Annotated in this window: 25 protein-coding genes and 1 riboswitch; of the genes, 13 read left to right on the top strand and 12 right to left on the bottom strand. The window is 63.7% G+C overall.

What is annotated here, in order from left to right; genetic code table 11:
- Positions 1 to 85: 85 nt before the first annotated feature.
- A complete protein-coding gene (locus ACVIGB_RS14195; RefSeq protein WP_244549519.1) occupies positions 86 to 517 on the bottom strand; it encodes a hypothetical protein in 432 nt (143 codons plus the stop codon).
- Between the two features lie 181 nt (positions 518 to 698).
- On the opposite strand from ACVIGB_RS14195, the gene ACVIGB_RS14190 reads away from it, so the two are divergent.
- The 4 genes from ACVIGB_RS14190 to ACVIGB_RS14175 all read left to right on the top strand — a co-directional run bounded on the left by ACVIGB_RS14190 (position 699) and on the right by ACVIGB_RS14175 (position 5073).
- A complete protein-coding gene (locus ACVIGB_RS14190; protein ID WP_097676049.1) occupies positions 699 to 926 on the top strand; it encodes a hypothetical protein in 228 nt (75 codons plus the stop codon).
- A 128-nt stretch (positions 927 to 1054) separates the two neighbouring features.
- On the top strand, positions 1055 to 2485 hold the full coding sequence (locus ACVIGB_RS14185) for a caspase family protein (protein ID WP_456722240.1): 1431 nt from the start codon (positions 1055 to 1057) through the stop codon (positions 2483 to 2485).
- Positions 2486 to 2557: 72 nt separating this feature from the next.
- Positions 2558 to 4582, top strand: coding sequence for a pyrroloquinoline quinone-dependent dehydrogenase (locus tag ACVIGB_RS14180; RefSeq protein ID WP_456722241.1), 2025 nt, complete (start codon positions 2558 to 2560; stop codon positions 4580 to 4582).
- A 197-nt stretch (positions 4583 to 4779) separates the two neighbouring features.
- Positions 4780 to 5073 (top strand): HdeA/HdeB family chaperone, encoded by a 294-nt coding sequence (locus ACVIGB_RS14175; protein ID WP_092125797.1) that lies wholly within the window; start codon positions 4780 to 4782, stop codon positions 5071 to 5073.
- 84 nt (positions 5074 to 5157) lie between these two features.
- Here the strand turns inward: ACVIGB_RS14175 and ACVIGB_RS14170 are convergent, their stop codons facing one another.
- From ACVIGB_RS14170 to ACVIGB_RS14160, 3 genes are read right to left on the bottom strand one after another with little or no spacing between them, the layout of a single operon-like run.
- Positions 5158 to 5619: a PaaI family thioesterase gene (locus tag ACVIGB_RS14170; RefSeq protein ID WP_456722242.1), complete on the bottom strand. Its 462-nt coding sequence runs from the start codon at positions 5617 to 5619 to the stop codon at positions 5158 to 5160.
- Between the two features lie 44 nt (positions 5620 to 5663).
- Positions 5664 to 7139: an amidase gene (locus tag ACVIGB_RS14165; RefSeq protein ID WP_456722243.1), complete on the bottom strand. Its 1476-nt coding sequence runs from the start codon at positions 7137 to 7139 to the stop codon at positions 5664 to 5666.
- 54 nt (positions 7140 to 7193) lie between these two features.
- A complete protein-coding gene (locus ACVIGB_RS14160; protein WP_456749148.1) occupies positions 7194 to 7451 on the bottom strand; it encodes a hypothetical protein in 258 nt (85 codons plus the stop codon).
- Positions 7452 to 7541: 90 nt separating this feature from the next.
- Here ACVIGB_RS14160 and ACVIGB_RS14155 point away from each other — a divergent pair, with 90 nt between their 5' ends.
- The gene (locus ACVIGB_RS14155) at positions 7542 to 7847 is read left to right on the top strand and encodes a hypothetical protein (protein WP_092115351.1); all 306 of its coding nucleotides are present in this window, start codon (positions 7542 to 7544) and stop codon (positions 7845 to 7847) included.
- Between the two features lie 99 nt (positions 7848 to 7946).
- Complete coding sequence (locus ACVIGB_RS14150; protein WP_456722244.1) at positions 7947 to 8177, top strand: hypothetical protein; 231 nt, start codon at positions 7947 to 7949, stop codon at positions 8175 to 8177.
- A 22-nt stretch (positions 8178 to 8199) separates the two neighbouring features.
- On the opposite strand, the gene ACVIGB_RS14145 is transcribed toward ACVIGB_RS14150, so the two are convergent.
- The 4 genes from ACVIGB_RS14145 to ACVIGB_RS14130 form a co-directional block, all read right to left on the bottom strand.
- Positions 8200 to 8406, bottom strand: a complete 207-nt coding sequence (locus tag ACVIGB_RS14145) for a hypothetical protein (protein WP_092115349.1) — start codon at positions 8404 to 8406, stop codon at positions 8200 to 8202.
- A gap of 738 nt (positions 8407 to 9144) precedes the next feature.
- Complete coding sequence (locus ACVIGB_RS14140; RefSeq protein WP_456722245.1) at positions 9145 to 9324, bottom strand: hypothetical protein; 180 nt, start codon at positions 9322 to 9324, stop codon at positions 9145 to 9147.
- A 936-nt stretch (positions 9325 to 10260) separates the two neighbouring features.
- On the bottom strand, positions 10261 to 10473 hold the full coding sequence (locus tag ACVIGB_RS14135; protein ID WP_212310003.1) for a hypothetical protein: 213 nt from the start codon (positions 10471 to 10473) through the stop codon (positions 10261 to 10263).
- Between the two features lie 885 nt (positions 10474 to 11358).
- The gene (locus ACVIGB_RS14130; RefSeq protein WP_276327620.1) at positions 11359 to 11481 is read right to left on the bottom strand and encodes a hypothetical protein; all 123 of its coding nucleotides are present in this window, start codon (positions 11479 to 11481) and stop codon (positions 11359 to 11361) included.
- 1253 nt (positions 11482 to 12734) lie between these two features.
- On the opposite strand from ACVIGB_RS14130, the gene ACVIGB_RS14125 reads away from it, so the two are divergent.
- The 6 genes from ACVIGB_RS14125 to recA all read left to right on the top strand — a co-directional run bounded on the left by ACVIGB_RS14125 (position 12735) and on the right by recA (position 17553).
- Positions 12735 to 13082: a transposase gene (locus ACVIGB_RS14125; RefSeq protein ID WP_456721483.1), complete on the top strand. Its 348-nt coding sequence runs from the start codon at positions 12735 to 12737 to the stop codon at positions 13080 to 13082.
- Positions 13079 to 13423 (top strand): IS66 family insertion sequence element accessory protein TnpB, encoded by a 345-nt coding sequence (tnpB, locus tag ACVIGB_RS14120; protein ID WP_071916490.1) that lies wholly within the window; start codon positions 13079 to 13081, stop codon positions 13421 to 13423. Before ACVIGB_RS14125 ends, tnpB begins: the two co-directional genes overlap by 4 nt.
- A 74-nt stretch (positions 13424 to 13497) precedes the next feature.
- Positions 13498 to 15090 carry an IS66 family transposase gene (tnpC, locus tag ACVIGB_RS14115; protein WP_456721485.1) on the top strand — a complete coding sequence of 531 codons (1593 nt, stop codon included), beginning with the start codon at positions 13498 to 13500 and terminating at the stop codon, positions 15088 to 15090.
- A 303-nt stretch (positions 15091 to 15393) separates the two neighbouring features.
- Complete coding sequence (locus ACVIGB_RS14110; protein ID WP_092115346.1) at positions 15394 to 15690, top strand: hypothetical protein; 297 nt, start codon at positions 15394 to 15396, stop codon at positions 15688 to 15690.
- Positions 15687 to 15818, top strand: coding sequence for a hypothetical protein (locus ACVIGB_RS14105; protein WP_276327619.1), 132 nt, complete (start codon positions 15687 to 15689; stop codon positions 15816 to 15818). The genes ACVIGB_RS14110 and ACVIGB_RS14105 overlap by 4 nt, the downstream gene beginning before the upstream one ends.
- 646 nt (positions 15819 to 16464) lie before the next feature.
- A complete protein-coding gene (recA, locus tag ACVIGB_RS14100) occupies positions 16465 to 17553 on the top strand; it encodes a recombinase RecA (protein ID WP_456722246.1) in 1089 nt (362 codons plus the stop codon).
- A 110-nt stretch (positions 17554 to 17663) separates the two neighbouring features.
- Here the strand turns inward: recA and ACVIGB_RS14095 are convergent, their stop codons facing one another.
- The 4 genes from ACVIGB_RS14095 to gcvT all read right to left on the bottom strand — a co-directional run bounded on the left by ACVIGB_RS14095 (position 17664) and on the right by gcvT (position 22709).
- On the bottom strand, positions 17664 to 18101 hold the full coding sequence (locus tag ACVIGB_RS14095; protein ID WP_456722247.1) for an acyl-CoA thioesterase: 438 nt from the start codon (positions 18099 to 18101) through the stop codon (positions 17664 to 17666).
- Positions 18102 to 18281: 180 nt separating this feature from the next.
- Positions 18282 to 21155: an aminomethyl-transferring glycine dehydrogenase gene (gene gcvP, locus ACVIGB_RS14090; protein WP_456722248.1), complete on the bottom strand. Its 2874-nt coding sequence runs from the start codon at positions 21153 to 21155 to the stop codon at positions 18282 to 18284.
- A gap of 22 nt (positions 21156 to 21177) precedes the next feature.
- Positions 21178 to 21543 (bottom strand): glycine cleavage system protein GcvH, encoded by a 366-nt coding sequence (gene gcvH, locus ACVIGB_RS14085; protein ID WP_456722249.1) that lies wholly within the window; start codon positions 21541 to 21543, stop codon positions 21178 to 21180.
- A gap of 20 nt (positions 21544 to 21563) precedes the next feature.
- On the bottom strand, positions 21564 to 22709 hold the full coding sequence (gene gcvT, locus ACVIGB_RS14080) for a glycine cleavage system aminomethyltransferase GcvT (protein WP_456722250.1): 1146 nt from the start codon (positions 22707 to 22709) through the stop codon (positions 21564 to 21566).
- 141 nt (positions 22710 to 22850) lie between these two features.
- Positions 22851 to 22939: riboswitch (glycine riboswitch) on the bottom strand.
- 205 nt (positions 22940 to 23144) lie between these two features.
- On the opposite strand from gcvT, the gene alaS reads away from it, so the two are divergent.
- A complete protein-coding gene (gene alaS / locus ACVIGB_RS14075; protein WP_456722251.1) occupies positions 23145 to 25832 on the top strand; it encodes an alanine--tRNA ligase in 2688 nt (895 codons plus the stop codon).
- The last annotated feature ends 2 nt before the right edge of the window (positions 25833 to 25834 follow it).

Here is a 25834-nt window from a genome sequence, read left to right as displayed (position 1 = left end):
GCCTACGGCGTCGAGAATTGCGGAGTGGATCGCATTGGCTTTGCAGCGATCGAACTCGGCAAGATCGCGGAGGGCGGGCTGATCGCTAAGGTTTGGGGCTTCGTTGCGCGTCGGCCGTGACGGAGCTTTCGACCGGCTCGTAAGTCTCGGTCACGCAGTTGTCGTCGGCCTCCACCTGCCGGCGATCGAAGATCGCGCCGTCATTGATGAAGACGCGATAGGTCTGCGTCCCGAGCGGCTTGCCGATCACCGAAGTCAGTTCGGCGCGCACGCAGGCGGTCCAGCCGGTGCCGCGGGGGTCGTGCAGCGGAGCGGAGACCCGCACATGGGTCGGCTGCGAGCCCGCCGTGAACACCGAATCCAGCTTGCCGGCCACCAGCCGCTTGAGGTCCGGAGGCGTTTCGAGCGGCGCCGGCTCGGTGGCCTTGACCTTCAATAAGTCAGGCCATACCGCGTGGCTGTCCGCCAGCCCGCACCCGCTCAACATCAAGGCGGCGCCGGCCAGCAGCGCCGCCACTTGTACTTGTCCCTGTCCCATTGAGCTAATTTAATGTGCCGCCGCCCATATTGCGCCCCCCTGGTGGCGCTGAATTCGCATCGCGCGGCGCTTTGTCGATCAACAAATGTCGAGCGACAAGCTATCTTTGGGGTAGAGGTGTTGCCGGATGTTTCTACGGCTGCGGGGGAGAGAGACTGACATGAAAAGCTTCACGGTTGCTGCCGTCATTCTGGCGCTGATCGCGACACCGACCCTGGCCCAGGGCCGGCGAGGCGGCGGGGGCGACGACAGGAAGACGGAGAAGAAGCCCCAGATCGACGAGAAGGCCTACAAGGCCGCACTCGATCGTATTCCCGAGCCCAAGGAGAAATACGATCCCTGGGGCGTCACCAAGCCGGCCGCCGATCCAGCCAAAAAGCCGAAATAGCCGGGCCCATCCGATCCCGCGACGATTCCGGCGCGAGAACCGGTGCCGGCGGCAGCAGATTGCCGCACGGCATGAACCTTCACCTGACGGCTATCGACCCATCTCCGATGTCATTGTCGGAGGCCGCCATGCTTCGCCGTTCCCTCCTCAGCCTGATCGTTCCGGCTGCGATCCTGTTCGGTGCCGTGCCGGCATTGGCGGAAAGCCGTCTGGCGCTGGTGATCGGGCAGTCCGCCTACAAGTCGGTGCCCGCGCTTCCCAATCCGGCCAACGACGCCAGGGCGATGTCACAAATGCTGACCGATGCCGGCTTTGCGGTGACCACGGCATCGGATCTGTCCCAGGATGAGATGCGCGCAAGGATCAGCGACTTCGCCGGCCAGGTGGCGGCGAAGGGCGCCGACACCGTGGCGCTGGTGTTCTATGCCGGGCATGGCCTGCAGATCGATGGCGAGAACTATCTGGTGCCGGTCGATGTCGATCCGAAGCGCGAGGCTGATATCCCAATCCAGGCGGTTCGCCTCAACGACATCCTGAACACGCTGACCTCGGTGCCGAGCCGGATGCGGATCGTGCTGCTCGATGCCTGCCGCAACAATCCCTTCCCGGAGCTCAGCAAGACTGCCGGGCATGGGCTTGCCATCGTTGATGCCAAGATCGGCGCGCCCGGCACCTTTGTCTCGTTCTCGACGTCACCGGGCGCCGAAGCGGAGGACGGCAGCGGCGCCAACAGCCCCTATGCGACCGCGTTGCTGGCCTCGGCGAAGGAGCCGGGGATTCCGATCGAGGACACCTTCAAGCGCGTTCGCCTCGCGGTGAACAAGGCGACCGACGGCCGCCAGACGCCGTGGGACTCCTCGTCGCTCACCGACGATTTCCGATTCATAGCAGGTACGTCAGCGTCCCCCGCAGCCACGCCGGTGCCGGCCGCGGCCCAGCGCACCGTCGACGAATGGAAGCGCGAATTGCAGGGCAAGCCGATCGAGGTTGCAAACGAGCTGATGGTGGTCGACGGCACCGATGAAGCCTATGAAGCCTTCGCCGCGATCTTCGCCGGCACGCCGCGCGGCCTGCAGGCGCGCGACTGGCTCGACCGGCATCGCCGCATGGTGGCTTGGAACGATGCCATTCTCGCCAACACGGCGGCGGCCTATCGCAGCTTCCTCGTGCTGTATCCCGACAGCGATCTCACGGCCACCGCGCGCAAGATGATCGAACGGTTGCGCTACCGTCCCGATCTGACCCCGGCCTTAGCGCTCAGTGTGCCCGCGACCAACGTCGCGCTGGCGGCGCCGACCTGTCCCTGCAACACCGCGCCGCCGCAGGAGCAGCAGAAGGCCGCAGCGCCCGTGAGGAAACGTGCCGATCCCGATCCGCCGCGGCGCGCCGGCAAGCGCCCGCCGCGCGTCGTGGTCGAGGACGACGTCGTGGTGGTGCGGCGGCCGCCTCCGGCCGTGGTCTACGAGCCGGTCGGGCCGCCGATCGGAATCGGGATTGGCATCGGCGGCGGTGGTTATCGCGGCCATTATGGCGGCGGTTATCGCAGGGGTGGATACTGACGCGCCAATCGCGTAAAGGCTTTCCCCGCATGAGATGCGGCGGTTGATGGTCGCATCTCGCGGGAGGACGCAATGCGGTCGCTGTTTCGCCTGCTTGCCGCGCTGGTGCTTTGCGTACAGCCGGCGCTCGCCTGGGAGTATTGGGGCGGCGACCGCGGCGGACAGCGCTTCTCGCCACTGACGCAGATCACATCGGACAATGTCGGCACGCTGGTGCGCGGCTGGGAATTTCGCACCGGCGATCTCGATGCTCGTCCGCCCGAGGTCATGAAGCGCACCAAGTTCGAGGTGACGCCGCTGTTCGTCGAGGACAGCCTGATCTTCTGCACGCCGTTCAACGAGGTGATCGCGATCGATCCCGGCACCGGTGCGCAGAAATGGCGTTTCGATCCGAAGATCAGCATGGCGCAGCGGCCGGCCAATCGCTTTGTCTGCCGCGGCGTCGCGCACTGGACCGATGATCGTGCGGCCGAGGGCACTGTCTGCAAGTCACGCATCTTCACCGGTACCAATGACACGCGCCTGATCGCGCTCGATGCCAGGACCGGCAAGCCCTGCGCCGATTTCGGCAACAATGGCGAGATCAAGATCGACGCCGGGATGAAGCTGGAATGGCCGGGCGAGTTTCAGATCACGTCGGCGCCGGTGACGGGACGCGGCGTGGTCGTGGTCGGGTCCGCGATCGGTGACAACCGGCGGGTCGATGCGCCGGTCGGCGTGGTGCGCGCCTTCGATGCACGGACCGGCCAGCCGCGCTGGACCTTCGATCCGCTCGTGCATGACAGCGTCGAGGCCGGCCACAGCAACGTCTGGGCGCCGATGTCGGTGGACGAGGAGCGCGGCCTCGTGTTCCTGCCGACGACATCGCCCAGCCCCGATTTCTGGGGCGGCAAGCGCCCCGGCAACGACGAGCACGCCAATTCCGTCGTCGCGCTGCGGATCGAGAGCGGTGAGCTCGCATGGGCGTTCCAGACCGTGCATCACGACGTCTGGGACTATGACCTGCCGGCACAGCCGACGCTGGCGCGGATCGACACTGGCAACGGCATGCGCGACGTCGTGATCCAGCCGACCAAGCAGGGCTTCGTCTTCGTGCTCGATCGCGACACCGGCAAGCCGGTGTGGCCGGTCGAGGAGCGCGCGGTGCCGCAGAACGGCGCCGAGGGCGAGAAACTGTCGCCGACGCAGCCGTTCCCGACCCATGTGCCGCCGCTGTTGACGCAGCGCATGACGGCCGATGATGTCGGCGGCCTGCTGCCGGGCGTCGGGAGCGCGGCCTGCGAGACGCTGCTCGCGCAATCCCGCAATGAGGGGCTTTACACGCCGCCGTCGACGCAGGGCACGATCGTCTATCCGATGACCGGCGGCGGCGTGAACTGGGGCAGTGCGGCCTTTGATCCCGTCAACCAGATCCTGTTCGCCAATGTCAGTCACGCGGCGCACGTCATCACGCTGATTCCACGCGACCAGGCCAAGGGTTTCAATCCGCCACCCGGCCATGAGTTCGGCCAGCAGGAGGGCGCGCCGTTTGCGATGTCGCGGGCACTCGCGAAATCGGCGGTCGGGTCGCCGTGCAACAAGCCGCCATGGGGCGAGACGGTGGCGGTCGATCTCAAGGCCGGCAAGATCCTCTGGCATGCGACGGTCGGCACCAGCGAGGATCTCGCGCCGCTCGGCATCGCGCTCAATACCGGCACGCCGCTGCTCAGCGGCGTCGCGATCACCGCGGGCGGACTGGTGTTCACCGGCGCGATGGACGCCTATCTGCGCGCGTTCGATGTCAAGTCGGGCGGGCAGGTATGGCTCGGCCGGCTTCCGGTGCCGGGCGTCGCCAATCCGATGACCTATCTCTGGAAGGGCGAGCAGTATGTCGTGATCGGCGCCGGCGGCCATTCCGAAGGCGGCACATCGATCGGTGACAGCGTGGTGGCATTTCGCCTGCCGCGCCAGGGCGAGGGCGTGTCGCTTCTCGCGCGCGTGATCGATCGTCCCGGCGGACGGTTCGCTGCGAAGGCACTCGCTGTTGGCGTGGTGCTGATCGTGCTCGTCGCACTGCTCTGGCGTTGGCGCAGGAGGCGCCGCGTCAAGGCGGCGTAGTTCGGCGGCACGCGCCGCGCCGCTGCATGACAAATCGGCGACATCGATTCTCAATCCGTGCACCGAAACGACGTGCAGGCAAGCGCGGGCGATGTCATGCTTGCGTTCGCCGCGACGCTTCGCTTACGAGGTCGCGAGCGGGCGCGCCGGGTTTCCGGCGCCTGTTCATTTTCAGATCATTGCCCAAGGAGATTGCGATGAAGATCACTGCCTCGATCATGCTTGCCGCCGCGCTCGCGCTGTCGTCCGCACCGGCGAACGCCACCGTCCTCGATCTCTCGACCATGACCTGCAAGCAGTTCGTCGAAGGCGGCGACGACACCATCAAGATGGTGCTGATCTGGATGGACGGCTGGTACAAGGGCGATTCCGACGAGGCGATCATCGATACCGAGGTGTTCGTCGAGAACGCCAAGAAGTTCGGCACTTATTGCGGAAAGAATCCGACCATCAGCATCGTCAACGCCGCCGAGGCGGTGCTCGGCAAGTAGGCTTTAGTTTGAGCATGATCCCCGCGCAAACGCGTTCGCGTTTGTCGCGAGGGAAAACCGCTTCACAGCTTTCCGGACCATGCTCTATCCCGGCAGCATCGCGAACGCGCTCGACACCATCGCCACCGGCTTGTTGTCGGTGGCAGAGAGCAGCGTGACGCGGCCGAAGCTCATGGTGCGGCCGAGCCGGACCACACGCGCGTCGGCCAGCACATCGGAGGCGGTCGCCGCGCGCATGAAGTGCGTGGTCTGGTCGACCGTCGTCATCGGACGATAGCCCTTGTTGGCCGCGAGATTGGCGAGCACCATCGCGGTGTCGGCGAACGCCATCAGTGCCTGGCCGCAGACGATGCCGCCATTGCGGCACAACCGCTCCGAGAACGGCATGCGCAGGATGGCGCCGGGCTGCCAGTCGGCATCGCCGCCCGCGGGCGGCGCGATTTCGAACTGCTCGATCGACAGATTGAGGTCCTGCACCCATGGCGCAAAGACGTCGCCGAGCACGCGTTTCGCGTCGTCGATCCCGAATTCACCGGCCTGCTGCATGACGTTCCGTTGCCTCCGCTGATGTCTTGTTTGCTGTCTGTTGCCTAGTTGCGCGTGACATGCACGCCAGGCCGCTTGCCGTCATTCCACTTGCCGTCGATCGCCCGTTCGATCTGGGCGGCGAGCTGCAGCAAGAGGCCGTCATCGGCCTGCTTGCCGATCGCCTGGATGCCGAGCGGCAGGCCATGTTCGTTGGTCGCGAGCGGCAACGAGATCGCCGGGATGCCGCAGAGATTGGCGAGCGGCGTGAAGGCGAAGTTGCGCCAGAGATTGCCGAACCAGTCCAGCACCGACGGGTTGTCGCTGATGGTGAGATATTCCGTGGTGCCGATCTTCGGCGTCGGCAGCGCCGTGATCGGCGTCAGGATGATGTCCCAATCCTCGAAGAAGGCGCCGAAGCCGCGCGCGGTCGTGTTGAAGACGGCCTGCATGCGGGCGCGGTCGGCGAAGCTAAAGTCGCGGCCATGCTCCCAGATCCGGATGTTGATCGGCTCGATGAGATCCACTGGGGGCCGCTCGAGTCCGCGCGCCGCGAGCATGTTGCCGATCACGACGGCGAAATTGCTGATGTAGCATGTGGTCTGCGCCGCGAAGGCTTCCGCGTAGTCGATCGACGGCAGTGCGTAATCGACCCGATGGCCGAGGCCCTCGAGGAAGCGTCCGACCCGCTCGAGCTCGGCTGCGATGTGCGGCGTCGCGTGATAGTCGCCCCAGGTGTGCGACAGCGCGATCTTGAGCCGGCCGGGGTCGCGCGCGATCATCGCTGTATAGGGCTCCGGCGGAGTCCAGAACGGCATGAACTCGCCGGGCGCCGGGCCACGGCAGCTATCGACAAAGGCGGCGGTGTCGCGCACCGAGCGCGACTGGCAGCCCTGGATCGAGACGAGGCCGGTGAGATCGGACAGATGCGGCGCGAGCGAGAACACGCCGCGTGACACTTTCAGCCCGATATTGCCGTTGACGCCGGCGGGAATCCGGATCGAGCCGCCGCCGTCGGTCGCATGCGCGATCGGCACCGCGCCGGCGGCGACCATCGCCGCGCTGCCGGCCGACGAGCCGCAGGTGGTGTAGTCGGTGTTCCAGGGATTGCGCGTGACATAGACCGCGGGGTTCTCGGCCGAGCTGCAGACCCCGAACTCCGGCGTGGTGGTGCGGCCGATCAAATTGAGACCGGCCTTGCGCAGCTTCGTGGTCAGGAAGGTGTCGGCCGCGGCGCGGTTGCCGCGCATCATCAGCGAGCCCATTTCCTGCAGCCGGCCTTTCAGCGTAGGGCCGAGATCCTTCATCAGGAAGGGCAGGCCGGCGAACGGGCCGTTGAGATCGGCACCGTCGCGCGCGGGATCGGCGATCACGTCGTCGAACAACTCGACCACGCCGGAGAGCGCGGGATCGACCTTGGCTGTGGCGGCGGCAGCCTGCGCCGCCAGCTCCCGTGGCGTCAGCTCGCCGTTCCGGACGCGCTCGGCGAGCGCCGTCCCGTCGTGCCGCGTCCATTCGTCCCAGCTCATCGCCAAAGTCATGTCGTCGATTCCTTTTCTGCTTTGTTGCGCAGTGTAGTTTGGGGGGCCGTCCGGTCAAACCATCGCGCGGACGCTGAGGTCCGACGCGCGGGCGCTGCGCTCGGGCGCGCGGGCGCTGCGTTGCAAGCGCCGTGCCCGGCTTGAAAATGCCCCAGTTTTGGCGCCCAATTGCCCCTCGTCAGTGGTGGGGGCGTCCATGTTCCGCAGGTTGGTATTGCTGGGCGGCGTGATCGCGATCGGACTTGCGCTTGCCGGCTGCACGCGATGCGGTCCGATCTGGGACGACTGGATGCAGTCGCCGAAATCCTGCAAATCAGACCACCTCTAGGGCAGGGACGGGCGCGCTTGGCGGCGGCTTTCTTGGGGTGATATACCGCTGACGAAAATGCAAGGAGCGTTCTTATGAGAGTTTTGAGCGCAGTTGCGGTTGCGGTGCTGCTGTCGGCGCCGGCCTATGCGCAAATGCCGAACGTCAATCTGATGCCTGAGGTCAAGACCAAGACCCAGGAGGAGAAGGATCGCGACGCGATCAACGACAAGGCCTACAAGGACTCGTTGAGCAAGATTCCGGATGCCAAGGGATCGGCCGATCCCTGGGGCGCGGTGCGCAGCGATGCGCCGAAGGCGGCAGCCCATCCTCCCGCCAAGCCGAAGACCAAGACCGGGAGCTCCGCGCAGCCCGGAGGCTCCGCGCAGCGCAGCCAGTAAGCCCCGTTCGGGCCGGCTTCGCCGGTTTCCCGCAGACTCGGATTCTTGTGGCGCCGCCCCTATATTGGGGGCGTCGTCAGTTGGTCCGGAGTTGCGGCAATGGTGTTTCGTCCGCGCGATCTCGCCAGCCGGATGGCCGCGCGGCGCAAGCCGGATGACGGCTATCTGCGCGAGACCTTCAGCCTGCCGCGCGATCAGGCCCGCCTGCGGGCGCGCGACTTTCTCAATCGCTACCCGAAGGCCGCCTATATGAGCACGGTCGAGAGCTGGCGCGAGCTGCCCGGCGGCGACATCGAGTTCACGATGCGGCGGCTGGCAAGCGCGGACTGATGCTTGCCGGATAGACTGCGCCTCAATCCTGATCGCGGTGTCCGCGGGTCCGTCCGAGCCCGAGATTGTTCAGTTCGCGGTCGATCCGCAGTTGCACGCGGCGGATCGCCAACAGGTCGAGCTTTGCTTCGGTCTTGCCCGTGAAGACCCGATCGCCGATCTGGAAACGCCATTTCCAGACGCCGGGCATGAGCTGCGTGACGCTGAATTCGACGCCCTTGTGAATCATCTGGAACGGTTCCGCGAATGAATGGCGGTCGTCGCCTTGCCTCGCGATGCGCAATCACGCGCAATCAGTGCGTCGGCCGGACAAGCCAATGTCACGAACACTGCCGGAACCCGAGTCTTCCCTTGAACGCTACGTAGTTTTTTTGGGCGTCAGGAGGGGTACCAAGGTAGTATGCAGATTGTGCCAATCGTGATCCGGCGTCGCCAAATCCTTCGGTAACTCGTTGATTATCTGATGAAGTCGAGACGAAGGCCGAGCAGCCTGCTCGCGGAACTTTGTTCTGCCCCGGAGAACTACGGATCGCGCTGGGCCGCCGCCCAAACGCTTCGACAATGGCTTCCGTCGCCGTGCTCGGATCCGCCCGGTTTCATTCGGGCTGATGCCTGACAGCACAACGCCGCCCGCTTGAAATGCTTGCGGACGGCGCTGGCCCTAGCCCCAGGAAGGTGTGCAAAATCCTGATAGCCGGAAGCCTATACAATTTGTGCCACGGCACATGTCCCAAATTGGCTATCACGGGCGATCGGTCGGGACGGCTCGGCCACCGTGTTGGCGCCACCGATGGCGCCGGCGTCACGCGCGAGCGCGCCAGGATACAACGGAGAGGGCCACCAACTGAGGCGGCCTGAACAAAGCTACGCCGCCCGCTTGAAATAAATGCGGACGGCGCTTCTCTAGCCCCGAGAGGGTACGAACAAAATCCCGGACATTGGCACTTTTTGGAGGGCGATAACCTCTTTAGTGGCGGAGCGTATCCTTCTCCTTCTGGATGGCGGCAGCACTTCTGTCGGTCTGCCTGCGCCAGAAGTGATTCAGGACCGCCTTGATTGCCGTATCGCTCTTGTCGGCCCATCGCCTACGGAAATTGGCTACTCTTTTCACGCCGATATGCGCCTGGGCCTGGTATCGGCCCATCATGTCGGCGCTCGCAAACCGGGCGTCCGCAGCCACTCGCTCAACTGTGAGGTGGTTTCGGCCAGACGAGCTCTGCGGATAAGGCTGGAGCGATCGACACCGGGGGGAGTTCCCGAGGCCTCCTTCCGGAGCCGCTGTGCCTCGATGTTGAGACGCTCTTCAAGTGATCCTGTGTGCATGAGACGCGGTCGCTTTATGACCATGGCGCGCTCCATTCCGTTAGAGGAAGGCGGGAGCGCTGCCGGGCGATCTCATCACCGATGAAAGCCACGGGCGGGGCGGTGATGGACTTACCGTGTACCTGTCTGGGGGGAATAGCTATCTATTTCAGGCCTTTTGTCGCAACTCGTGGAACGAATGGCGCTTCAAGGCGGCGGAAACTGTTCCGGCTGTAAAGCGGGGAAGAACAGATAGCGTCCTATGGTCGCCGCTCGCTTGAAACAAATCAGGCCCACTCCAAAATTCGGTTTAGGCCACCAGGGGATAACACCGGCCAGCACCTGCGTCTTGGTGTGTCCCAATCAGGACGCTAGCGATGGCAAATGAGGACAGTCGTGGTTCCGGCATCGGAACACCGTGTTCTTCCGGAGTCCACATAGATTGTGGAAAACTCTAGTCTCATCGTTGCCGGGGCTGGACATTTCATCCCGATCTTATTTTGGAGAATTTTCCCGGTAAGGGGTCGCGGCGTGAGCGGCCCCTTTCGATTCGGCGGAGCGGCGAAGCGGCCCCAGCATCGATCTCCAAGGACGCTGGGGTCGTTTCTTTTGGATTGAAGTCAAGACGCCTTCCAACCGTCAGAACTACCTCAAGCTGATCGCGTGGCGAGATCGTTGAGACCATGCTGGAGGCACTTGAGGATTAGGTGAAGCGCCAGAAGAAGCGGCTGGAACGGGACGCGAAAGAGGCCGCCAACTGAGGCGGCCTAGCTATTGTCGTTCAAGCCTCCGCGCCGACGAAAATATCGAACGCCTCGTAAGCCTGCTGCGGCGTCTTTCCTTCCTTGAATGCGTTTTCGAAACTGAAGATCGCATCCGCTAGAAGGAATTCATCCGGAACAGGAAACAGGGCGCGAAGTTCGGCGAGCCAGCTCGCGTAAGAGGGCGGGTTGAACTTGCCCAACGTGTAGTTATCGCTGAATGAGCTGCGCATTTAGGTCGGAGCCCTCAGGCCGGGCGAGGGAAGCCACTCGCTGATGTACGATGCGGTCTCAATCTGGCGTGCTCTCCGGATCAAACTCCCACGCTCGATACCTGGCGGAGTGCCCCTCGCTTGCTTGCGAAGTCGCTCTGCCTCATCGGCAAGGCGGTTGTAGAGAGGTTCGGCTTCGGGCTGGTAACGGCGGCGTTGCTGCATGGCGCTGCTCCTCTGTTTGCAGAAGGCGGGAGCGCGTGATGACGTTCTCATCACCGATAGGGGCCAACAAGGCGGTGCGGTGATCGGGTAACTTTCGCATGTCAGGTAGCCGACATGCTGGTCAATACAGACCACATCGGCGAAAGCTAATGACTTTCAAAGGGGCGACTTTTCCCAATCCGTTCCGGTGGCGAGTGACATGCGCTAACGGGGAAGAACGGATGAAGGCCACGTCAAACGGATATTCGGTCAACAACTCGAAATGGAAGTTTGAGGAAGAGGCCTCCAACTGAGGCGGCCTCCGCGATGATGTTTGAGTCAGGGTCTTGGCCTATATCGCGGATATGGCGGCGGTTCCGTGATGCATGTGCCCACTGACGACACTCGGCAAGGCACGTCATAGTGCAATCTGCCGCCTGGGGCGTTCGCCCGTACCTTTGGCATCGTGGAATCAACCACGTCATTCGCCCTGGGAGCCGTAGTAGCGGAAGGCTGATTTTGCGCGATAGCCAGAGACGACAAGGCAACCAGCGCGGTCACCGTGAACAACGCAGTCCTCATGACTTGTGTCCTCCTCCGTAATGCTGCACCCAGACCCGGATTAGGTCACTAGTTACCACAAACTAGGACCCGGCTGGGAACTCGGTTCACCCACGGAGAGAAACCCCGGTAACGCTTCAATTAATGCGCGATGAAGGCGCCCAATAGCATCACCGCGATAAGCAGTGAGCCGCCGAAAATAGCAATGCCAAGACTGACGCGGGCTGGAATTGAATATGAATCGAGATGGGGCTGTTCGATCATGCCACGCTCCCTTGTCTCTGGGGGGGGGAGGGCGAACGGCTCTCGGTCGCCGGCAGACGCCGTTACAGGGCGGTGATGGCCGAAGCTTGGAACAGCCGACGTTCCAAGGCTGATCAACTTTGATCACTCTCGAAAAGAAAACTAGCGATTTGGGCGCGACTGCCGAGACCCGGAAGGCAGGCGTGCGGCTCCAGAGCGGATTCACGCAAGGAACTCCGTTCGCCCACGGAGAACCCCGGTAACACTTCTACTCTGTGGATTGAGAACAGTTGTCGGACCATAACGATTGCTATGGGTAGAACGTTGGATTGCCGACTCAGTAGTCCTATCGAGAACAACGGCTAACCCATGGTTGCGACGGGGTTAAACCCAAACTAGGCCACTCGAAATTTCAAAGCAGGCCACTAGGGATGGAGGCAGGCCAGCACCTGCATCGTGGTGCTGTCCTAATTCGGACACTCGCAAAGCGGAACTAGGACACCTTCCGGCTGTTTAATAGTCGCAGCAATCCTTTGTCGCCGGGAGGGCCACTTCGATGCGGCTGTATTCTGATCGGATCGATAATGTGGAGATTGCCTTCGCCAGCGCTGTGGTGCTGTCATTCATCGCGCTTCTTGCCAGCATGGCGTGGCTTCTGTTTGGGTGACCATTCCTGGAGGGCCCCCTTTTGATTTTAGCGTGCACCCTCGCTGGGGCCGTTCTTTGGGGCGGTCGCAGTCGTAAATCAGACATAAAATTCTGGTAATCGTAAGTTGCGACCATCGTGGATGAGACGGAAAAACTTGTCTACGTCGTCAATCCAAACTCGCTGGAAAGGGCGGCGGCCGGCGAAACTGAGCCGGTGGGGGTGCCCCGAGAGGATGTGTTGGACGGCTGGCGGAAAGAGGCCGCCCACTGAGGCGGCCTTGCTTCATATAAAAACGCCGCCCGCTTAAAATGTATCGCAGGCGGCGGCTTTCCAGCCCCGGGAGGTGAGCAAAACCCGATGGGGGCACAAATTGCATATCCACGTCGTGGGGTCTGAGCAAAATTGCTCACTTTTCCTCTCTTGTAGGGGAGCGCTCGACTACACCGTAAGGATGACGATGAGGATCAGCACGGAAAGTGCGATTGAGACGCAACCGGCGATCGTTAGTAAGCGGCAAGGAAACCCCGTCTGGCGGAGTGGTAAGCGATCGGCTATCGGCTGCTGAGTTTGTGAGCCGATGTGAGCTTCTATGTCTGCGCCTAGTTCTGGAACTAGAACCTTCCATATGATCGAAGCGGTCGCCGACCGTCTTGAGGGAGCGCCGCGGCAGCTTCGCCGAAGCTGGTCGGACGAGTTCAAAGCGCAAGTTGTGACGGAGGCGCTGGAGCCTGGCGCGAGCGTCTCGGCGATCGCCCGCCGGATCGGCATTCACCCGTCGCAGCTGTTCGCCTGGCGCCGTGATGCTCGGGCCGAGCGGCATTATCGCTTGCGGCACTCGAGTTGCGAGGGCGTGGTGGCGTCTGCGGCAGGCACAGTGATTGAGATTGCCATTGGCGAGGTCGTCGTGCGTGCCGGCCTGGACGTCGACGAGGCGCACTTGCAGCGGGTGATCCGAGCGGTGCGTTCGGCATGATTCCCTCGGGCGTGAAGGTGTTCCTCGCCAGCCATCCAGTCGACTTCCGCAAGGGTATCGATGGCCTTGTTGCGCTTGTGCGCGATGCGGGCTCAGATCCGTTCGACGGTGCGCTTTATGTCTTCCGGGCCAAAAGAGCCGATAGAATAAAGATCGTATGGTGGGATGGGTCCGGCGTGTGCCTCTATTTAAAGCGTCTTGAAAAGGCGAAGTTCTGCTGGCCGCGGATCGGGCATCATCGGGTGCAGCTCAACCCCGCGCAGTTGATGGCACTGGTGGATGGGATGGACTGGAAGCGGGTCCGGACCGTGGCGGTCAAGCCGCCGGAGATTGTTGGGTAAAAGAGCTGCGGCGAAGTGAATCAGTGAGCTGAAAGGGCAAGAGAAACGGAGCAAAATGTGCTCTGGTCGGGCCAATGACGCCGCCCGATCTCAACCTCCCGAATGACGTAGAGATGTTGAAAGCCATGGTGCTTGCCATGGCTGAGAAGGCGGCCCGCGCCGATGCTCTGGAGAGCGAAGTCACCGATCTCAGGGCGCGCAACGCCGACGCCGATGCGCGCATCGAGCGGCTGACGCAGATCCTAAAGGCCTTCGACCGCGCCCGGTTCGGCCGACGATCGGAAAAGCTCGGCTCTGCGAACGGTGACGATGAACAGCAGGCCTTTGTCTTCGAGGAGATCGAGACCGGCATCGCTGCAATCAAGGCCCAGGTCAGCAAGGGCCGTGAGCAAGCGGATGGCAAGCGTGCACCGCGTCGGCGCAAGGGCTTTGCGCCCCATCTGGAACGGATCGAAACCGTCATTGAGCCGGAAGACCTTGCTGAGCATGCCGGCAAGCAGAAGGTGCTGATCGGCGAGGACGTGTCTGAGCGCCTGGATGTGGTGCCAGCGAAGTTCCGTGTGATCGTCACGCGCCGTCCCAAGTATGCCTTCAAGAACGCGGACGGCGTAATCCAGGCGCCGGCTCCGGCCCATATCGTTGAAGGAGGCATTCCGACGGAAGCGCTTCTGGCCCAGATCGCCGTCTCCAAATATGCCGATGGCCAGCCGCTCTATCGGCAGGAGGCCATCTACGCCCGCGACAAGGTCGAGCTCGACCGCCAGTTGATGGCGCAATGGATGGGCAAGCTCGGCTTCGAGCTGGAGATCGTGGCCGACTACATCTTCAGCGAGGTCAAGAAGGCCGAACGGGTCTTTGCCGACGAAACCACCTTGCCGACGCTCGCTCCCGGCTCCGGATCGGCGAAGACGGCCTACTTATGGGCCTATGCCAGAGATGACCGAACTTTTGGCCGCAGCGGTCCCGCGATGGTGGCTTATCGCTTCGAAGACAGCCGCTCCGGCGAATGCGCGGTCCGCCACCTCAATGGTTATCGCGGCATCCTGCAGGTGGATGGCTATGCCGCCTATAACAAGTTGGCGCGACCCGATCGCGGCAATGATGGCATCACATTGGCTGGCTGCTGGTCACACAGCCGGCGCAAGTTCTACGAGCTGCATGTTGCAGGGAGCTCGAGAGTCGCAACGACGACGGTCGAGCGGATGGCAAAGCTCTGGCAGGTCGAGAAGGGCGTGCGCGGTCAAAGCCCCAACGCACGCGTTGCCGCGCGCCAGCAAGCCTCCGCAGCGGTCGTCGCAGATCTCTTCGATCTCTGGCAGCAGACCTTGCGGCGGATCTCCGGCAAATCAAAACTGGCCGAGGCGATCCGCTATGCCGTCTCGCGCCGTGCCATCTTCGAACGCTTCCTGACCGATGGTCGCATCGAGCTCGACTCCAACATCGTCGAACGCGCCATCAGGCCGCAAACAATTACGAGAAAGAATAGCCTCTTCGCGGGCAGCGACGGCGGCGGACGAACCTGGGCGACCATCGCAACGCTGCTGCAGACGGCCAGGATGAACAACGTCGATCCGTTCGCCTGGCTCACCCTCACGCTTCAGCGTATCGCCAATGGCTGGCCGAGCAGCCAAATCGACGTACTTATGCCATGGAACCACGCCGCCTGACGGCCTCAGCTTGCCGCTTACGATCGTTATCCCGTCCCATTTCATGCTGTGAAGCTGAATCTGTTGTCGCCCATCTCGTTGATTTGGATCAAAGAACGAATAGCGTCCTATCGAAATTTATATGCCTAGAACAAGGAATAGGCCCTCGGTAGTCCTACTGAGAACATCGGCCAAGCCTTGGTTTCCGTTCGCTTAATCGGAATTAGGACACTCCCAAAATCAACTTAGGACACCGAGGCTTCACCCGCATCGTGGTACTGGCCGAAATAGGCCACTCGCCAGAACAAAACAGGCCACTGTGAAATGAACATTCAGAAAGGACTGGAGCAATTCGCCCCGGCGACTGATTTGGAGTTGGACTCCGGAATCCGCCATGCGGTGCTGGCCCTCCGGGTGGCCGGTATCGAGACGTTCGAATCCTGCGAGGGCGGACATGGCCACGCCTTCCCTGATCCGACGATCAAATTCCATGGCGGGGCTTGGGCGGGACAGATGTCGGGTCACCGTTCGGGGCAGCGTTCCACCGCGCTGCCGCTGCCGTTCCATCTGTCTCCGCAAAAGGAATGGTGGCGGGTGAGGCTAAAGCGCCGTTTCAGATGACGATGGGGCCCGGCCGAATTTGGGGGACATTTGACCTCAGCCGTCAGGACGAGGCTGATGAAGTGATCCGCGCGCTTACGGCGATGAAAGCCTTTTTGAAGCCCAACGACGAAGAGGCCGCCAACTGAGGCGGCCTTAATCGTCCCAGATGCGCTCACCGCACTGGCATTGATATAGGCGAACGATTTTGCCCCGGCGCGGGTCAAGCATTGAAAGTGTCAAGCGCGGGAAGGCGGCACAGGTCGGGCAGCGCGGCAGGTGTTCTTGTGCGGGTTGCGCGAGTAGCTCACTCTGGTGATGCTCAGTCGTCGTCACTTGTATGAACCTCTCAATGAGAGGGCTTAAGTTACAAAGTGAACACTTGTTCCTAGGGCGAGGGTCGGAATCCATAGCTTGCATGGAACGATTTCCCGCGAGGCCACTCGGAACTCCGTTCACCCACGGAGAACCTCGGTAACACTTCTCCCCTGTGGATGGAGAACAGTTGGCGGACCATAGCAATTGCTAAAGCCAGAACACTCGGCGCGCTACTCAGTAGTCCTACCGAGAACAACGGCTAAGCCATGACAACCGTTCGGTTAATTCAAAACAGGCCACTCCGAAAATCAAATTAGGCCACTGAGGGTTAAAACAGGCCAGCACCTGCATCGTCGAAAGAACATATTGCGAACGAAGAACAAACGTGGTACGCAGGTTTCTATCAACAACGTTCTGCCCGATCCCTTCGCCCGTTTTTCCCGCTAGCGAATCCCCGCCATAAGGAGCACATCCCAAATGTCTGCCACTGCACTGCGTATCGTCGAAGGATCCTCCATGGACAAGTCCAAGGCCCTCTCAGCCGCGCTCTCCCAGATCGAGCGTCAGTTCGGCAAGGGCTCGGTGATGAAGCTCGGCAAGAACGACCGTTCGATGGATGTCGAGACGGTGTCCTCGGGATCGCTGGGGCTCGACATTGCGCTCGGCGTCGGCGGTCTGCCGAAGGGACGTGTCGTCGAGATCTACGGGCCGGAATCGTCGGGCAAGACCACGCTGGCGCTGCACACCGTGGCGGAAGGCCAGAAGAAGGGCGGCATCTGCGCCTTCATCGACGCCGAACACGCGCTCGACCCGGTCTATGCGCGCAAGCTCGGCGTCAACATCGACGAGCTCCTGATCTCGCAGCCCGACACCGGCGAGCAGGCGCTGGAGATCTGCGACACGCTGGTGCGCTCCGGTGCGGTCGACGTGCTGGTGATCGATTCGGTTGCGGCCCTGGTGCCGAAGGCCGAGCTCGAGGGCGAGATGGGCGATGCGCTGCCGGGCCTGCAGGCGCGCTTGATGAGCCAGGCGCTGCGCAAGCTCACCGCCTCGATCAACAAGTCCCACACCATGGTGATCTTCATCAACCAGATCCGCATGAAGATCGGCGTGATGTACGGCTCGCCGGAGACCACGACCGGCGGCAATGCGCTGAAATTCTATGCCTCGGTCCGCCTCGACATCCGCCGCATCGGCGCGATCAAGGAGCGCGACGAGGTGGTCGGCAACACCACCCGCGTCAAGGTGGTGAAGAACAAGCTGGCACCGCCGTTCAAGCAGGTCGAGTTCGACATCATGTACGGCGAGGGCGTCTCCAAGATGGGCGAGATCCTCGACCTCGGCGTCAAGGCCGGCATCGTCGAGAAGTCCGGCGCCTGGTTCTCCTATGACAGCCAGCGGCTCGGCCAGGGACGCGAGAATTCGAAGGCGTTCCTGAAGGCGAATCCCGACATCACCGCCAAGATCGAAGCTGCGATCCGCCAGAACTCCGGCCTGATCGCCGAGCAGATCCTCGCCGGCACACCCGAGCGCGACGCCGAGGGCGAGGAGCCCGTGGAGGAGTAAGGCCTCAAGGCTCAATCATTTCGCTGCAAGCGGGCGCTGAGGACGTTGAGTTGCCGACGTGTTCGGCGCCCGTTTGGTTTTGGTGCGGTGTTGAAACCGATATCTGGCGCTTACCCGCGCGCCAGCGCCTTTTCCCGGCTCGCGATCAGCGCGCGCAGGTCTTCCGTCACGGCGACCGATTGGTGGGTCTTCTGATCTGTGGCGACCCAGATGATCTCGCCGGTCGCGCGCAGGTCGTCGGAGCCCTTGGCGAAGATCGCGAGTGTAAGCACGATCGAGGAACGGCCGATCTTCGCGACCCGCACGTAGACCTCGATGTCCTCGTCGAACCGGATCGGCGCCTTGTACTCGACCACCGATTTCACGGTGTGGAAGTCGATGCCGGTCCGCGCGACCTCGCCGAGATAGTCGTAGCCGAGCGCGCGGAAATATTCTGTTATCGCGGTATCGAAGTAGGTCAGGTAGTGCGCGTTGAACACCACGGCCTGCGCGTCGACTTCGGAATAGCGGACGCGAAACGGGAAATGAAACCAGAATTCCTCGCGCATGTTTCCTCCTGCCGCGGCGCTGCTTCTCATCGTTCGTCCGCCGCCAGCGGGGACGTTATGGTGGCCGGATCGTAGGATGGGTAGAGCGAAGCGAAACCCATCACTTCACAGTCCGGATGCAATTGATGGGTTTCGCTGCGCTCTACCCATCCTACAATAGTCGCTAGAGCAATGGCCGCTTTACTCCGCCGCTTGCGCGTAATCCTCGATCGGCGGGCACGAGCACACCAGATTGCGGTCGCCGTAGACGTTGTCGACGCGGCCGACCGGGCTCCAGTATTTGTCGGAGCGCGACACGCCCGCCGGGAAGCAACCCTCGGCGCGGGTATAGGCCCGGTTCCAGGCATCGTCGGCGATGTCGTGGACGGTGTGCGGCGCGTGGCGCAGCGGCGACGCCTCGACCTTCCAGCGGCCCTTCTCGATCTCCGCGATCTCGCCCCGGATCGCGATCATCGCGTCGCAGAAGCGGTCGATCTCGAACTTCGATTCCGATTCCGTCGGCTCGATCATCAGCGTGCCCGCCACCGGGAAGCTCATGGTCGGCGCATGGAAGCCGTAGTCGATCAGCCGCTTGGCGATATCGTCCACGGTGACGCCGCTGGTCGTCTTCAGCGCCCTGGGATCGACGATGCACTCATGCGCGACGCGGCCGCGCTCGTTGCGGTACAGCACCGGGAAGTGCGGCTGCAGCCGCGCTGCAATGTAGTTGGCATTGAGGATCGCAACCTCGGTCGCCCGCGTGAGCCCTTCGCCGCCCATCATCAGGATGTAGATGTAGGAGATGGTCAGGATCGACGCCGAGCCGAACGGCGCGGCCGACACCGGGCCGATGGCGTGTGCCGTCGCGCCGTCGGTTGCGGGATGACCCGGGAGATAGGGCGCAAGATGCGTCTTCACGCCGATCGGGCCCATGCCGGGGCCGCCGCCGCCATGCGGGATGCAGAAGGTCTTGTGCAGATTGAGATGGCTGACATCGGCGCCGTAATCGCCGGGCCGCGACAGCCCGACCTGCGCGTTCATGTTGGCACCGTCGAGATAGACCTGTCCGCCATGCGCATGCACGATGTCGCAGATCTCGCTGATATGCTCCTCGAACACGCCGTGGGTCGACGGATAGGTGATCATGACCGCGGCGAGATTGGCGGAATGCTTCTCTGCCTTGGCGCGGAGATCGTTAACGTCGACGTCGCCGCGCGCATCGCACGCCACCACCACCACATCCATCCCGACCATCGCGGCCGAAGCCGGATTGGTGCCGTGCGCGGAGGAGGGGATCAGGCACACCTTGCGGTGCGGCTCGCCGCGCGCGAGGTGATAGCCACGGATCGCCAGCAGCCCGGCATATTCGCCTTGCGCGCCGGAGTTCGGCTGCAGCGAGATCGCGTCATAGCCGGTGATGTCGCACAACCACTGCTCCAGCCGCTTGAACAGCGCGTGATAGCCCTTGGCCTGATCTGAGGGGGCGAACGGATGCAGATTGCCGAACGCCGGCCAGGTCAGCGGGATCATTTCGGTGGTGGCGTTGAGCTTCATCGTGCAGGAGCCGAGCGGGATCATCGCGCGGTCGAGCGCGAGGTCGCGATCGCTGAGCTTGCGCATGTAGCGCAGCAGCTCGGTCTCCGAACGGTGGGTGTTGAACACCGGATGGGTGAGGAAGGCGCTGGTGCGCCGCAGCTCCTTCGGCAGCGCCTCGCGCGCGGCCGCCTCGATCTCGGCAAAGCTGAGCTTGCCGCCGAATACGCGCCACACCGCCTCGACGGTCTCCGGCGTCGTGGTCTCGTCGAGCGCGATGCCGAGCGTGGTCGCACCGACCCGCAGATTGATCCGCTCCGCCTGCGCCCGCGAGACGATCTCGATCTGCTTGTTTCCGGCCTCGACCGTCACGGTGTCGAAGAAGGCCTCGCTGGTCGGCGCAAAGCCGAGCTTGCGCAGCCCCGCGGCGAGCACGGTGGCGCGGCGATGCACGCCGCGTGCGATGTGGGTCAAGCCTTCGGGGCCGTGATACACCGCATACATCGAGGCGATCACGGCGAGCAGCACCTGTGCGGTGCAGATGTTGGAGGTCGCCTTCTCGCGGCGGATGTGCTGCTCGCGGGTCTGCAGCGCCAGGCGATAGGCCGGTGCACCGCGCGAATCCACCGAAAGGCCGACGATGCGGCCGGGCAGCGAGCGCTTCAGCGTGTCGCGCACCGCCATGTAGGCGGCGTGCGGTCCGCCATAACCCATCGGCACGCCGAAGCGCTGTGCCGAGCCGATTGCGATGTCGGCACCGAGCTCGCCGGGCGAGGTCAGCAAGGCCAGCGACAGCAGGTCCGCCGCCACGATCGCAAGCGCACCCTTGGCGCGCAGCGATGCGATCGCCGGCCGGAGGTCGCGCACTGCGCCTGTCGTGCCGGGATATTGCAGCAGCGCGCCGAGCACGTCGGCCTTGTCGAGCTCGGTCAGGGGATCGCCGACGACCAGTGCCCAGCCGAGTGGCGCGGCGCGCGTGCGCATCACCGCCAGCGTCTGCGGATGCACCTCCTTGTCGACAAAGAACACCTTCGCCTTCACCTGCGAGTGGCGCTCGGCGAGCGCCATTGCTTCGGCGGCCGCGGTCGCCTCATCGAGCAGCGAGGCGTTGGCGACGTCGAGCCCGGTGAGATCGCAGATCATGGTCTGGAAATTGAAGAGGGCCTCGAGCCGGCCCTGGCTGATCTCCGGCTGATACGGCGTATAGGCGGTGTACCAGGCCGGGTTCTCCAGAATGTTGCGCTGGATCACCGCGGGCAGAATGGTGCCGGAATAGCCCTGGCCGATCAGCGAGGTGAACACCTGGTTCTGCGCGGCGAGCTCGCTCATATGCGCGAGCGCTTCGGTCTCGCTCAGCGCCCGGCCGAGATCGAGCGGCGCCTTCTGAAGGATCGACGCCGGCAGCGTCTCATTCATCAGCGCCTGCAGGCTCGCGGCGCCGACCGTCTCCAACATCGCGTTGACGTCGCGCGGGGATGGTCCGACGTGTCGGCGGACGAAATCGGTGGCGGCTTCGTTGATCGGCTTGAAGGGCGCGTTCATGGGCTAATCCTTGGGGTGATCCTCAGGCGGTGTGCGCGGCGTAGGCGACCTCGTCCATCAGGCCGCCGAGCTCGCCCTTGTCGGCAATCTTCAGCTTGAAGAACCAGGCCTTGCCGCCGGCATCCGAATTGACCAGCGCGGGCTCGGCCGCGAGCGCCTCGTTGACCTCGATCACTTCGCCGGTGATCGGCGCGTAGACGTCCGAGGCCGCCTTGACGGATTCGACGACCGCGGCGGCCTCGGCCTTCTTCAAGCTGCGGCCGACCTTGGGCAGTTCGACGAACACGACGTCGCCAAGCTGTGATTGCGCGTAATCGGTGATGCCGATCGTGGCGACGTCGCCCTCGATGCGGAGCCATTCGTGGTCGGACGTGTACAGCGTCGTCATGGGGGGCGATCCTTTGGCGTTTAGCGTTTGTAGGTGTTGGGAACGAAGGGCGTGGCGGCGACCTTGAGCGGTAGCCGTTGGCCGCGCACTTCGGCGAAAACGGTGGTGTCGAGTGCGGAAAGGGATGTTGGCAGATAGCCCATCGCAACCGGCGCATTGAGGCTCGGGCCGAAGCCGCCCGAGGTCACCTTGCCGATTGGCTCGGTCGAGGTCGGATCGGCAAATAGCACGGCGCCTTCGCGCACCGGTGCGCGGCCATCGGGCTTCAGGCCGACACGGCGGCGGGCGGCGCCCTGCGCGAATTGTGCGAGAATCTTTTCGGCGCCCGGAAAGCCGCCGGCGCGGGCGCCGCCGCTGCGGCGGACTTTCTGCACCGACCATTCCAGCGCGCCTTCGACCGGCGTCGTCGTGGTGTCGATGTCATGACCATAGAGGCAGAGCCCGGCCTCGAGCCGCAGGCTGTCGCGCGCGCCGAGCCCGATCGGCAGCAGGTCGGGATTGTCCAGCAGTGCGGTGACCAGGGCCTCCGCCTTGTCTGCGGGCGCGGAAATCTCAAAACCGTCCTCGCCGGTATAGCCGGAGCGCGAGACGAAGCAGTCGATGTCGCCAACGCGGCGCGGACCGGCGTCCATGAATTTCATCGAACTGACATCTGCACAAAGTTTCACCAGCGCCGATTCGGCCTTCGGCCCCTGCAGCGCGATCAGCGCGCGGTCGGCCAGCGACACGATCTCGCAGGCATCGGAGAGATGCGCGCGCAGATGCGCCTCGTCCTCGGCCTTGCAGGCGGCGTTGACCACCAGGAACAGGTGATCGCCGAAATTCGCCACCATCAGGTCGTCGAGCAGTCCGCCGTCGTCGTTGGTGAATTGCGCGTAGCGCTGCCGTCCCGGCGCGATGCCGACGATGTCCTGCGGCACCAGTTTTTCCAGTGCGAGCGCCGCGTCGCCGACCTTGCCGGATTTGGCCTTCAGCACGAGCTGTCCCATGTGGGACACGTCGAACAGTCCGGCTTCCTTGCGGGTGTGCAGATGCTCCTTCAGCACGCCGGCGGTGTATTGCACCGGCATGTCGTAGCCGGCGAACGGCACCATCTTGGCGCCGCGTGCCAGATGCAGCGCGTGCAGCGGGGTCTGTTTCAGCGGGGAAGTTTCGCGCGCAGACATCTCAGGGCCCTCGCGGTTCCCGCAGGGGACCTATTTCCCCTTGAGAAACCTGCAGAAAGCCCCATCTGTCGCTGTGCCTGAGAGTATTATCCCGTCGGCGGACGCATCGGGGAGAACCCCAGCGCCTCTTTCCAGATGTTAGACGTCACGCGGTCCTTTTGCCTGAGAGTTTCCGGGGCGGTTGCTCCTTCGGCGCCGGCAGTAAGGCCGGTCTCTCCCGACGTGACGGGGTAACAGGTAGGTAGAAAACACGGCGCCACCAAGACTGTCAACGCAGCTCTTGCTGCTATCCAATGGGGCTTTGTGCTGCCGCGGCAAGCCCATGATCCGCCTGCACAGTTTCTGGACACCGCAGCTGGCAATGTCTAAAAGCGTTCGGCCGGAAAATGACGCCTTTTTGCGGCTGGCCGGCCCCTTTTTTCCGATTGGATGAACATGAGCAGCGTCAACGACATCAGGTCGACATTTCTGAACTTCTTCAAGGAGAACGGCCACGAGATCGTGGCGTCGTCGCCGCTGGTTCCGCGCAACGACCCGACCCTGATGTTCACCAATGCCGGCATGGTGCAGTTCAAGAACGTCTTCACCGGCGTCGAGAAGCGCGGCTATCAGCGCGCCACGACGTCGCAGAAGTGCGTCCGCGCCGGTGGCAAGCATAACGACCTCGACAATGTCGGCTACACCGCGCGCCATCTCACTTTCTTCGAGATGCTCGGCAACTTCTCGTTCGGCGACTACTTCAAGGAGCGCGCGATCGAGCTCGCCTGGAATCTGATCACCAAGGATTTCGGGCTGAAGAAGGACAAGCTGCTCGTCACCGTCTACCACACCGACGACGAGGCGGCCGGCTACTGGAAGAAGATCGCGGGCTTCTCGGACGATCGCATCATCCGCATCGCGACCTCGGACAATTTCTGGGCGATGGGCGATACCGGCCCGTGCGGTCCGTGCTCCGAGATCTTCATCGATCGCGGCGAGCATATCTGGGGCGGACCTCCGGGCAGCCCGGAAGAGGACGGCGATCGCTTCCTCGAATTCTGGAACCTGGTGTTCATGCAGTACGAGCAGGTGACGAAGGAGGAGCGCGTGGCGCTGCCGCGTCCCTCGATCGACACCGGCATGGGACTTGAGCGCATGGCCTGCATCCTGCAGGGCGTCGAAAGCGTGTTCGAGACCGACCTGTTCCGCCATCTGATCGATGCGGCCGCTTCGGCCCTCGGCCATGGGCCGAACGCGCAGAACGTGGCGTCGTACCGGGTGATGGCCGACCATCTGCGCTCTTCGGCGTTCCTGATTGCCGACGGCGTGCTGCCGTCGAATGAGGGCCGCGGCTACGTGCTGCGCCGGATCATGCGCCGTGCGATGCGCCACGCGCAGCTCTTGGGCGCGGGCGAGCCGCTGATGCATCGCCTGGTCTGGGCGCTGGTCCGCGAGATGGGCCAGGCCTATCCGGACCTGGTGCGCGCGGAGAAGCTGATCGAGGAGACGCTGCAGCTGGAAGAGACCCGCTTCCGCAAGACGCTGGTGCGTGGCCTGTCGATCCTCGACGAGAAGAGCGCCGGCCTCAAGAACGGCGACATGTTCGACGGCGACACCGCGTTCACGCTGTACGACACCTATGGTTTCCCGCTGGACCTGACGCAGGACGCGCTGAAGTCGCGCGGCATCAGCGTCGACCAGGCCTCGTTCACCGACGCGATGAACCGTCAGCGCGAGAAGGCGCGCGCCTCCTGGGCAGGCTCTGGCGAGGCGGCGACCGAGGCCATCTGGTTCCCGCTGCGCGAGAAGCTCGGCGCAACCGAATTCCTCGGCTATGAGACCGAGAGCGCGGAAGGCGTGGTGACGGCACTGGTCAAGGACGGCGCCGAGGTCGACGGCCTCAAGGCCGGCGAGAGCGGCGCGATCGTGCTGAACCAGACGCCGTTCTATGCCGAGTCCGGCGGTCAGGTCGGCGACGTCGGCATCCTCACGGGCGAGGGCGTCAAATTCCGCGTCACCGACATGCAGAAGAAGGCCGGTGACCTGTTCGTGCATGTCGGCACGGTGGAGCAGGGCACCCTGAATGTCGGCACCGCGCTGCAGCTCGAGGTCGACCATGCCAGGCGTTCGTCGATCCGCGCCAACCACTCGGCGACGCATCTGTTGCACGAGGCGTTGCGCCAGGTGCTCGGCGATCACATCGCGCAGCGCGGCTCGCTGGTCGCGCCCGATCGCCTGCGCTTCGATTTCGTGCATCCGAAGCCGATCACGCCGGAAGAGCTCGCCCGGGTCGAGGACATCGCCAACGACGTCGTGCTGGAGAATGACGAGGTGACGACCCGCGTCATGGGCGTCGACGACGCCCGCGAGGCCGGTGCGCGCGCACTGTTCGGCGAGAAGTATGGCGACGAGGTTCGCGTCGTCTCGATGGGCAAGAGCGCCCGCGAGCACGGCCAGAACGCGCTCGGCTGGTCGGTCGAGCTCTGCGGCGGCACCCATGTTCGCCGCACCGGCGACATCGGCCTGATTTCGGTGACCAGCGAGAGCGCGGTCGCCTCCGGCGTCCGCCGCATCGAGGCGCTGACCGGACATCATGCGCGCAAGCACGCCAACGACACGATGACACTGGCGAAGACCGCGGCGGCCGAACTGCGCACCACGATCGAGGATGTGCCGGCGCGCATCGCGGCTCTGATGGAGGAGCGCAAGAAACTTGAGCGCGACCTGTCGGATGCCCGCAAGAAGCTCGCGATGGGCGGCGGAGCGTCGTCGAATGGTGCGGCTTCCGGCGTTCGCGAGGTCGGCAACGTCAAGCTGCTCGCGCGCGCGGTCGAAGGCGTCGAGACCAAGGACCTCAAGAGCCTGGTCGACGACGGCAAGAAGCAGATCGGCTCCGGCGTGGTCGCGATCGTCGGCGTCACCGAGGACGGCAAAGCCGGCATCGTGGTCGGCGTCACCGCCGACCTGACCTCGCGCTTCAACGCGGTCGAGCTGGTGCGCAAGGGCTCCGAGGTGCTCGGTGGCAAGGGTGGCGGTGGCCGGCCCGACATGGCGCAGGCCGGCGGGCCAGATGGCGCCAAGGCCGACGCCGCGCTGTCGGCGATTGAGCAGGCCATGACTCAACAGGCATCGGCCGGCGCCTGACG

This window comes from Bradyrhizobium sp. USDA 4341 (assembly GCF_054063755.1).
Note: the sequence above shows the minus strand (reverse complement) of the source record. Positions and strands in the feature narration are given on the sequence as shown.

Excerpts from the sequence above, each read along its gene's own strand:
- recA (WP_456722246.1), top strand. The coding sequence starts at position 16,465 with ATGTCTGCCACTGCACTGCGTATCGTCGAAGGATCCTCCATGGACAAG.
- ACVIGB_RS14135 (WP_212310003.1), bottom strand. The coding sequence starts at position 10,473 with ATGCGCAGCTCATTCAGCGATAACTACACGTTGGGCAAGTTCAACCCG.
- ACVIGB_RS14190 (WP_097676049.1), top strand. The coding sequence starts at position 699 with ATGAAAAGCTTCACGGTTGCTGCCGTCATTCTGGCGCTGATCGCGACA.
- ACVIGB_RS14170 (WP_456722242.1), bottom strand. The coding sequence starts at position 5,619 with ATGCAGCAGGCCGGTGAATTCGGGATCGACGACGCGAAACGCGTGCTC.
- ACVIGB_RS14140 (WP_456722245.1), bottom strand. The coding sequence starts at position 9,324 with ATGATGGGCCGATACCAGGCCCAGGCGCATATCGGCGTGAAAAGAGTA.
- ACVIGB_RS14095 (WP_456722247.1), bottom strand. The coding sequence starts at position 18,101 with ATGCGCGAGGAATTCTGGTTTCATTTCCCGTTTCGCGTCCGCTATTCC.
- ACVIGB_RS14185 (WP_456722240.1), top strand. The coding sequence starts at position 1,055 with ATGCTTCGCCGTTCCCTCCTCAGCCTGATCGTTCCGGCTGCGATCCTG.
- gcvT (WP_456722250.1), bottom strand. The coding sequence starts at position 22,709 with ATGTCTGCGCGCGAAACTTCCCCGCTGAAACAGACCCCGCTGCACGCG.
- ACVIGB_RS14110 (WP_092115346.1), top strand. The coding sequence starts at position 15,394 with ATGAACATTCAGAAAGGACTGGAGCAATTCGCCCCGGCGACTGATTTG.
- alaS (WP_456722251.1), top strand. The coding sequence starts at position 23,145 with ATGAGCAGCGTCAACGACATCAGGTCGACATTTCTGAACTTCTTCAAG.
- ACVIGB_RS14150 (WP_456722244.1), top strand. The coding sequence starts at position 7,947 with ATGGTGTTTCGTCCGCGCGATCTCGCCAGCCGGATGGCCGCGCGGCGC.
- ACVIGB_RS14175 (WP_092125797.1), top strand. The coding sequence starts at position 4,780 with ATGAAGATCACTGCCTCGATCATGCTTGCCGCCGCGCTCGCGCTGTCG.
- ACVIGB_RS14105 (WP_276327619.1), top strand. The coding sequence starts at position 15,687 with ATGACGATGGGGCCCGGCCGAATTTGGGGGACATTTGACCTCAGCCGT.
- ACVIGB_RS14130 (WP_276327620.1), bottom strand. The coding sequence starts at position 11,481 with ATGATCGAACAGCCCCATCTCGATTCATATTCAATTCCAGCCCGCGTC.
- tnpC (WP_456721485.1), top strand. The coding sequence starts at position 13,498 with ATGACGCCGCCCGATCTCAACCTCCCGAATGACGTAGAGATGTTGAAA.
- gcvH (WP_456722249.1), bottom strand. The coding sequence starts at position 21,543 with ATGACGACGCTGTACACGTCCGACCACGAATGGCTCCGCATCGAGGGC.
- ACVIGB_RS14145 (WP_092115349.1), bottom strand. The coding sequence starts at position 8,406 with ATGATTCACAAGGGCGTCGAATTCAGCGTCACGCAGCTCATGCCCGGC.
- ACVIGB_RS14155 (WP_092115351.1), top strand. The coding sequence starts at position 7,542 with ATGAGAGTTTTGAGCGCAGTTGCGGTTGCGGTGCTGCTGTCGGCGCCG.
- tnpB (WP_071916490.1), top strand. The coding sequence starts at position 13,079 with ATGATTCCCTCGGGCGTGAAGGTGTTCCTCGCCAGCCATCCAGTCGAC.
- gcvP (WP_456722248.1), bottom strand. The coding sequence starts at position 21,155 with ATGAACGCGCCCTTCAAGCCGATCAACGAAGCCGCCACCGATTTCGTC.
- ACVIGB_RS14180 (WP_456722241.1), top strand. The coding sequence starts at position 2,558 with ATGCGGTCGCTGTTTCGCCTGCTTGCCGCGCTGGTGCTTTGCGTACAG.
- ACVIGB_RS14165 (WP_456722243.1), bottom strand. The coding sequence starts at position 7,139 with ATGACTTTGGCGATGAGCTGGGACGAATGGACGCGGCACGACGGGACG.
- ACVIGB_RS14125 (WP_456721483.1), top strand. The coding sequence starts at position 12,735 with ATGATCGAAGCGGTCGCCGACCGTCTTGAGGGAGCGCCGCGGCAGCTT.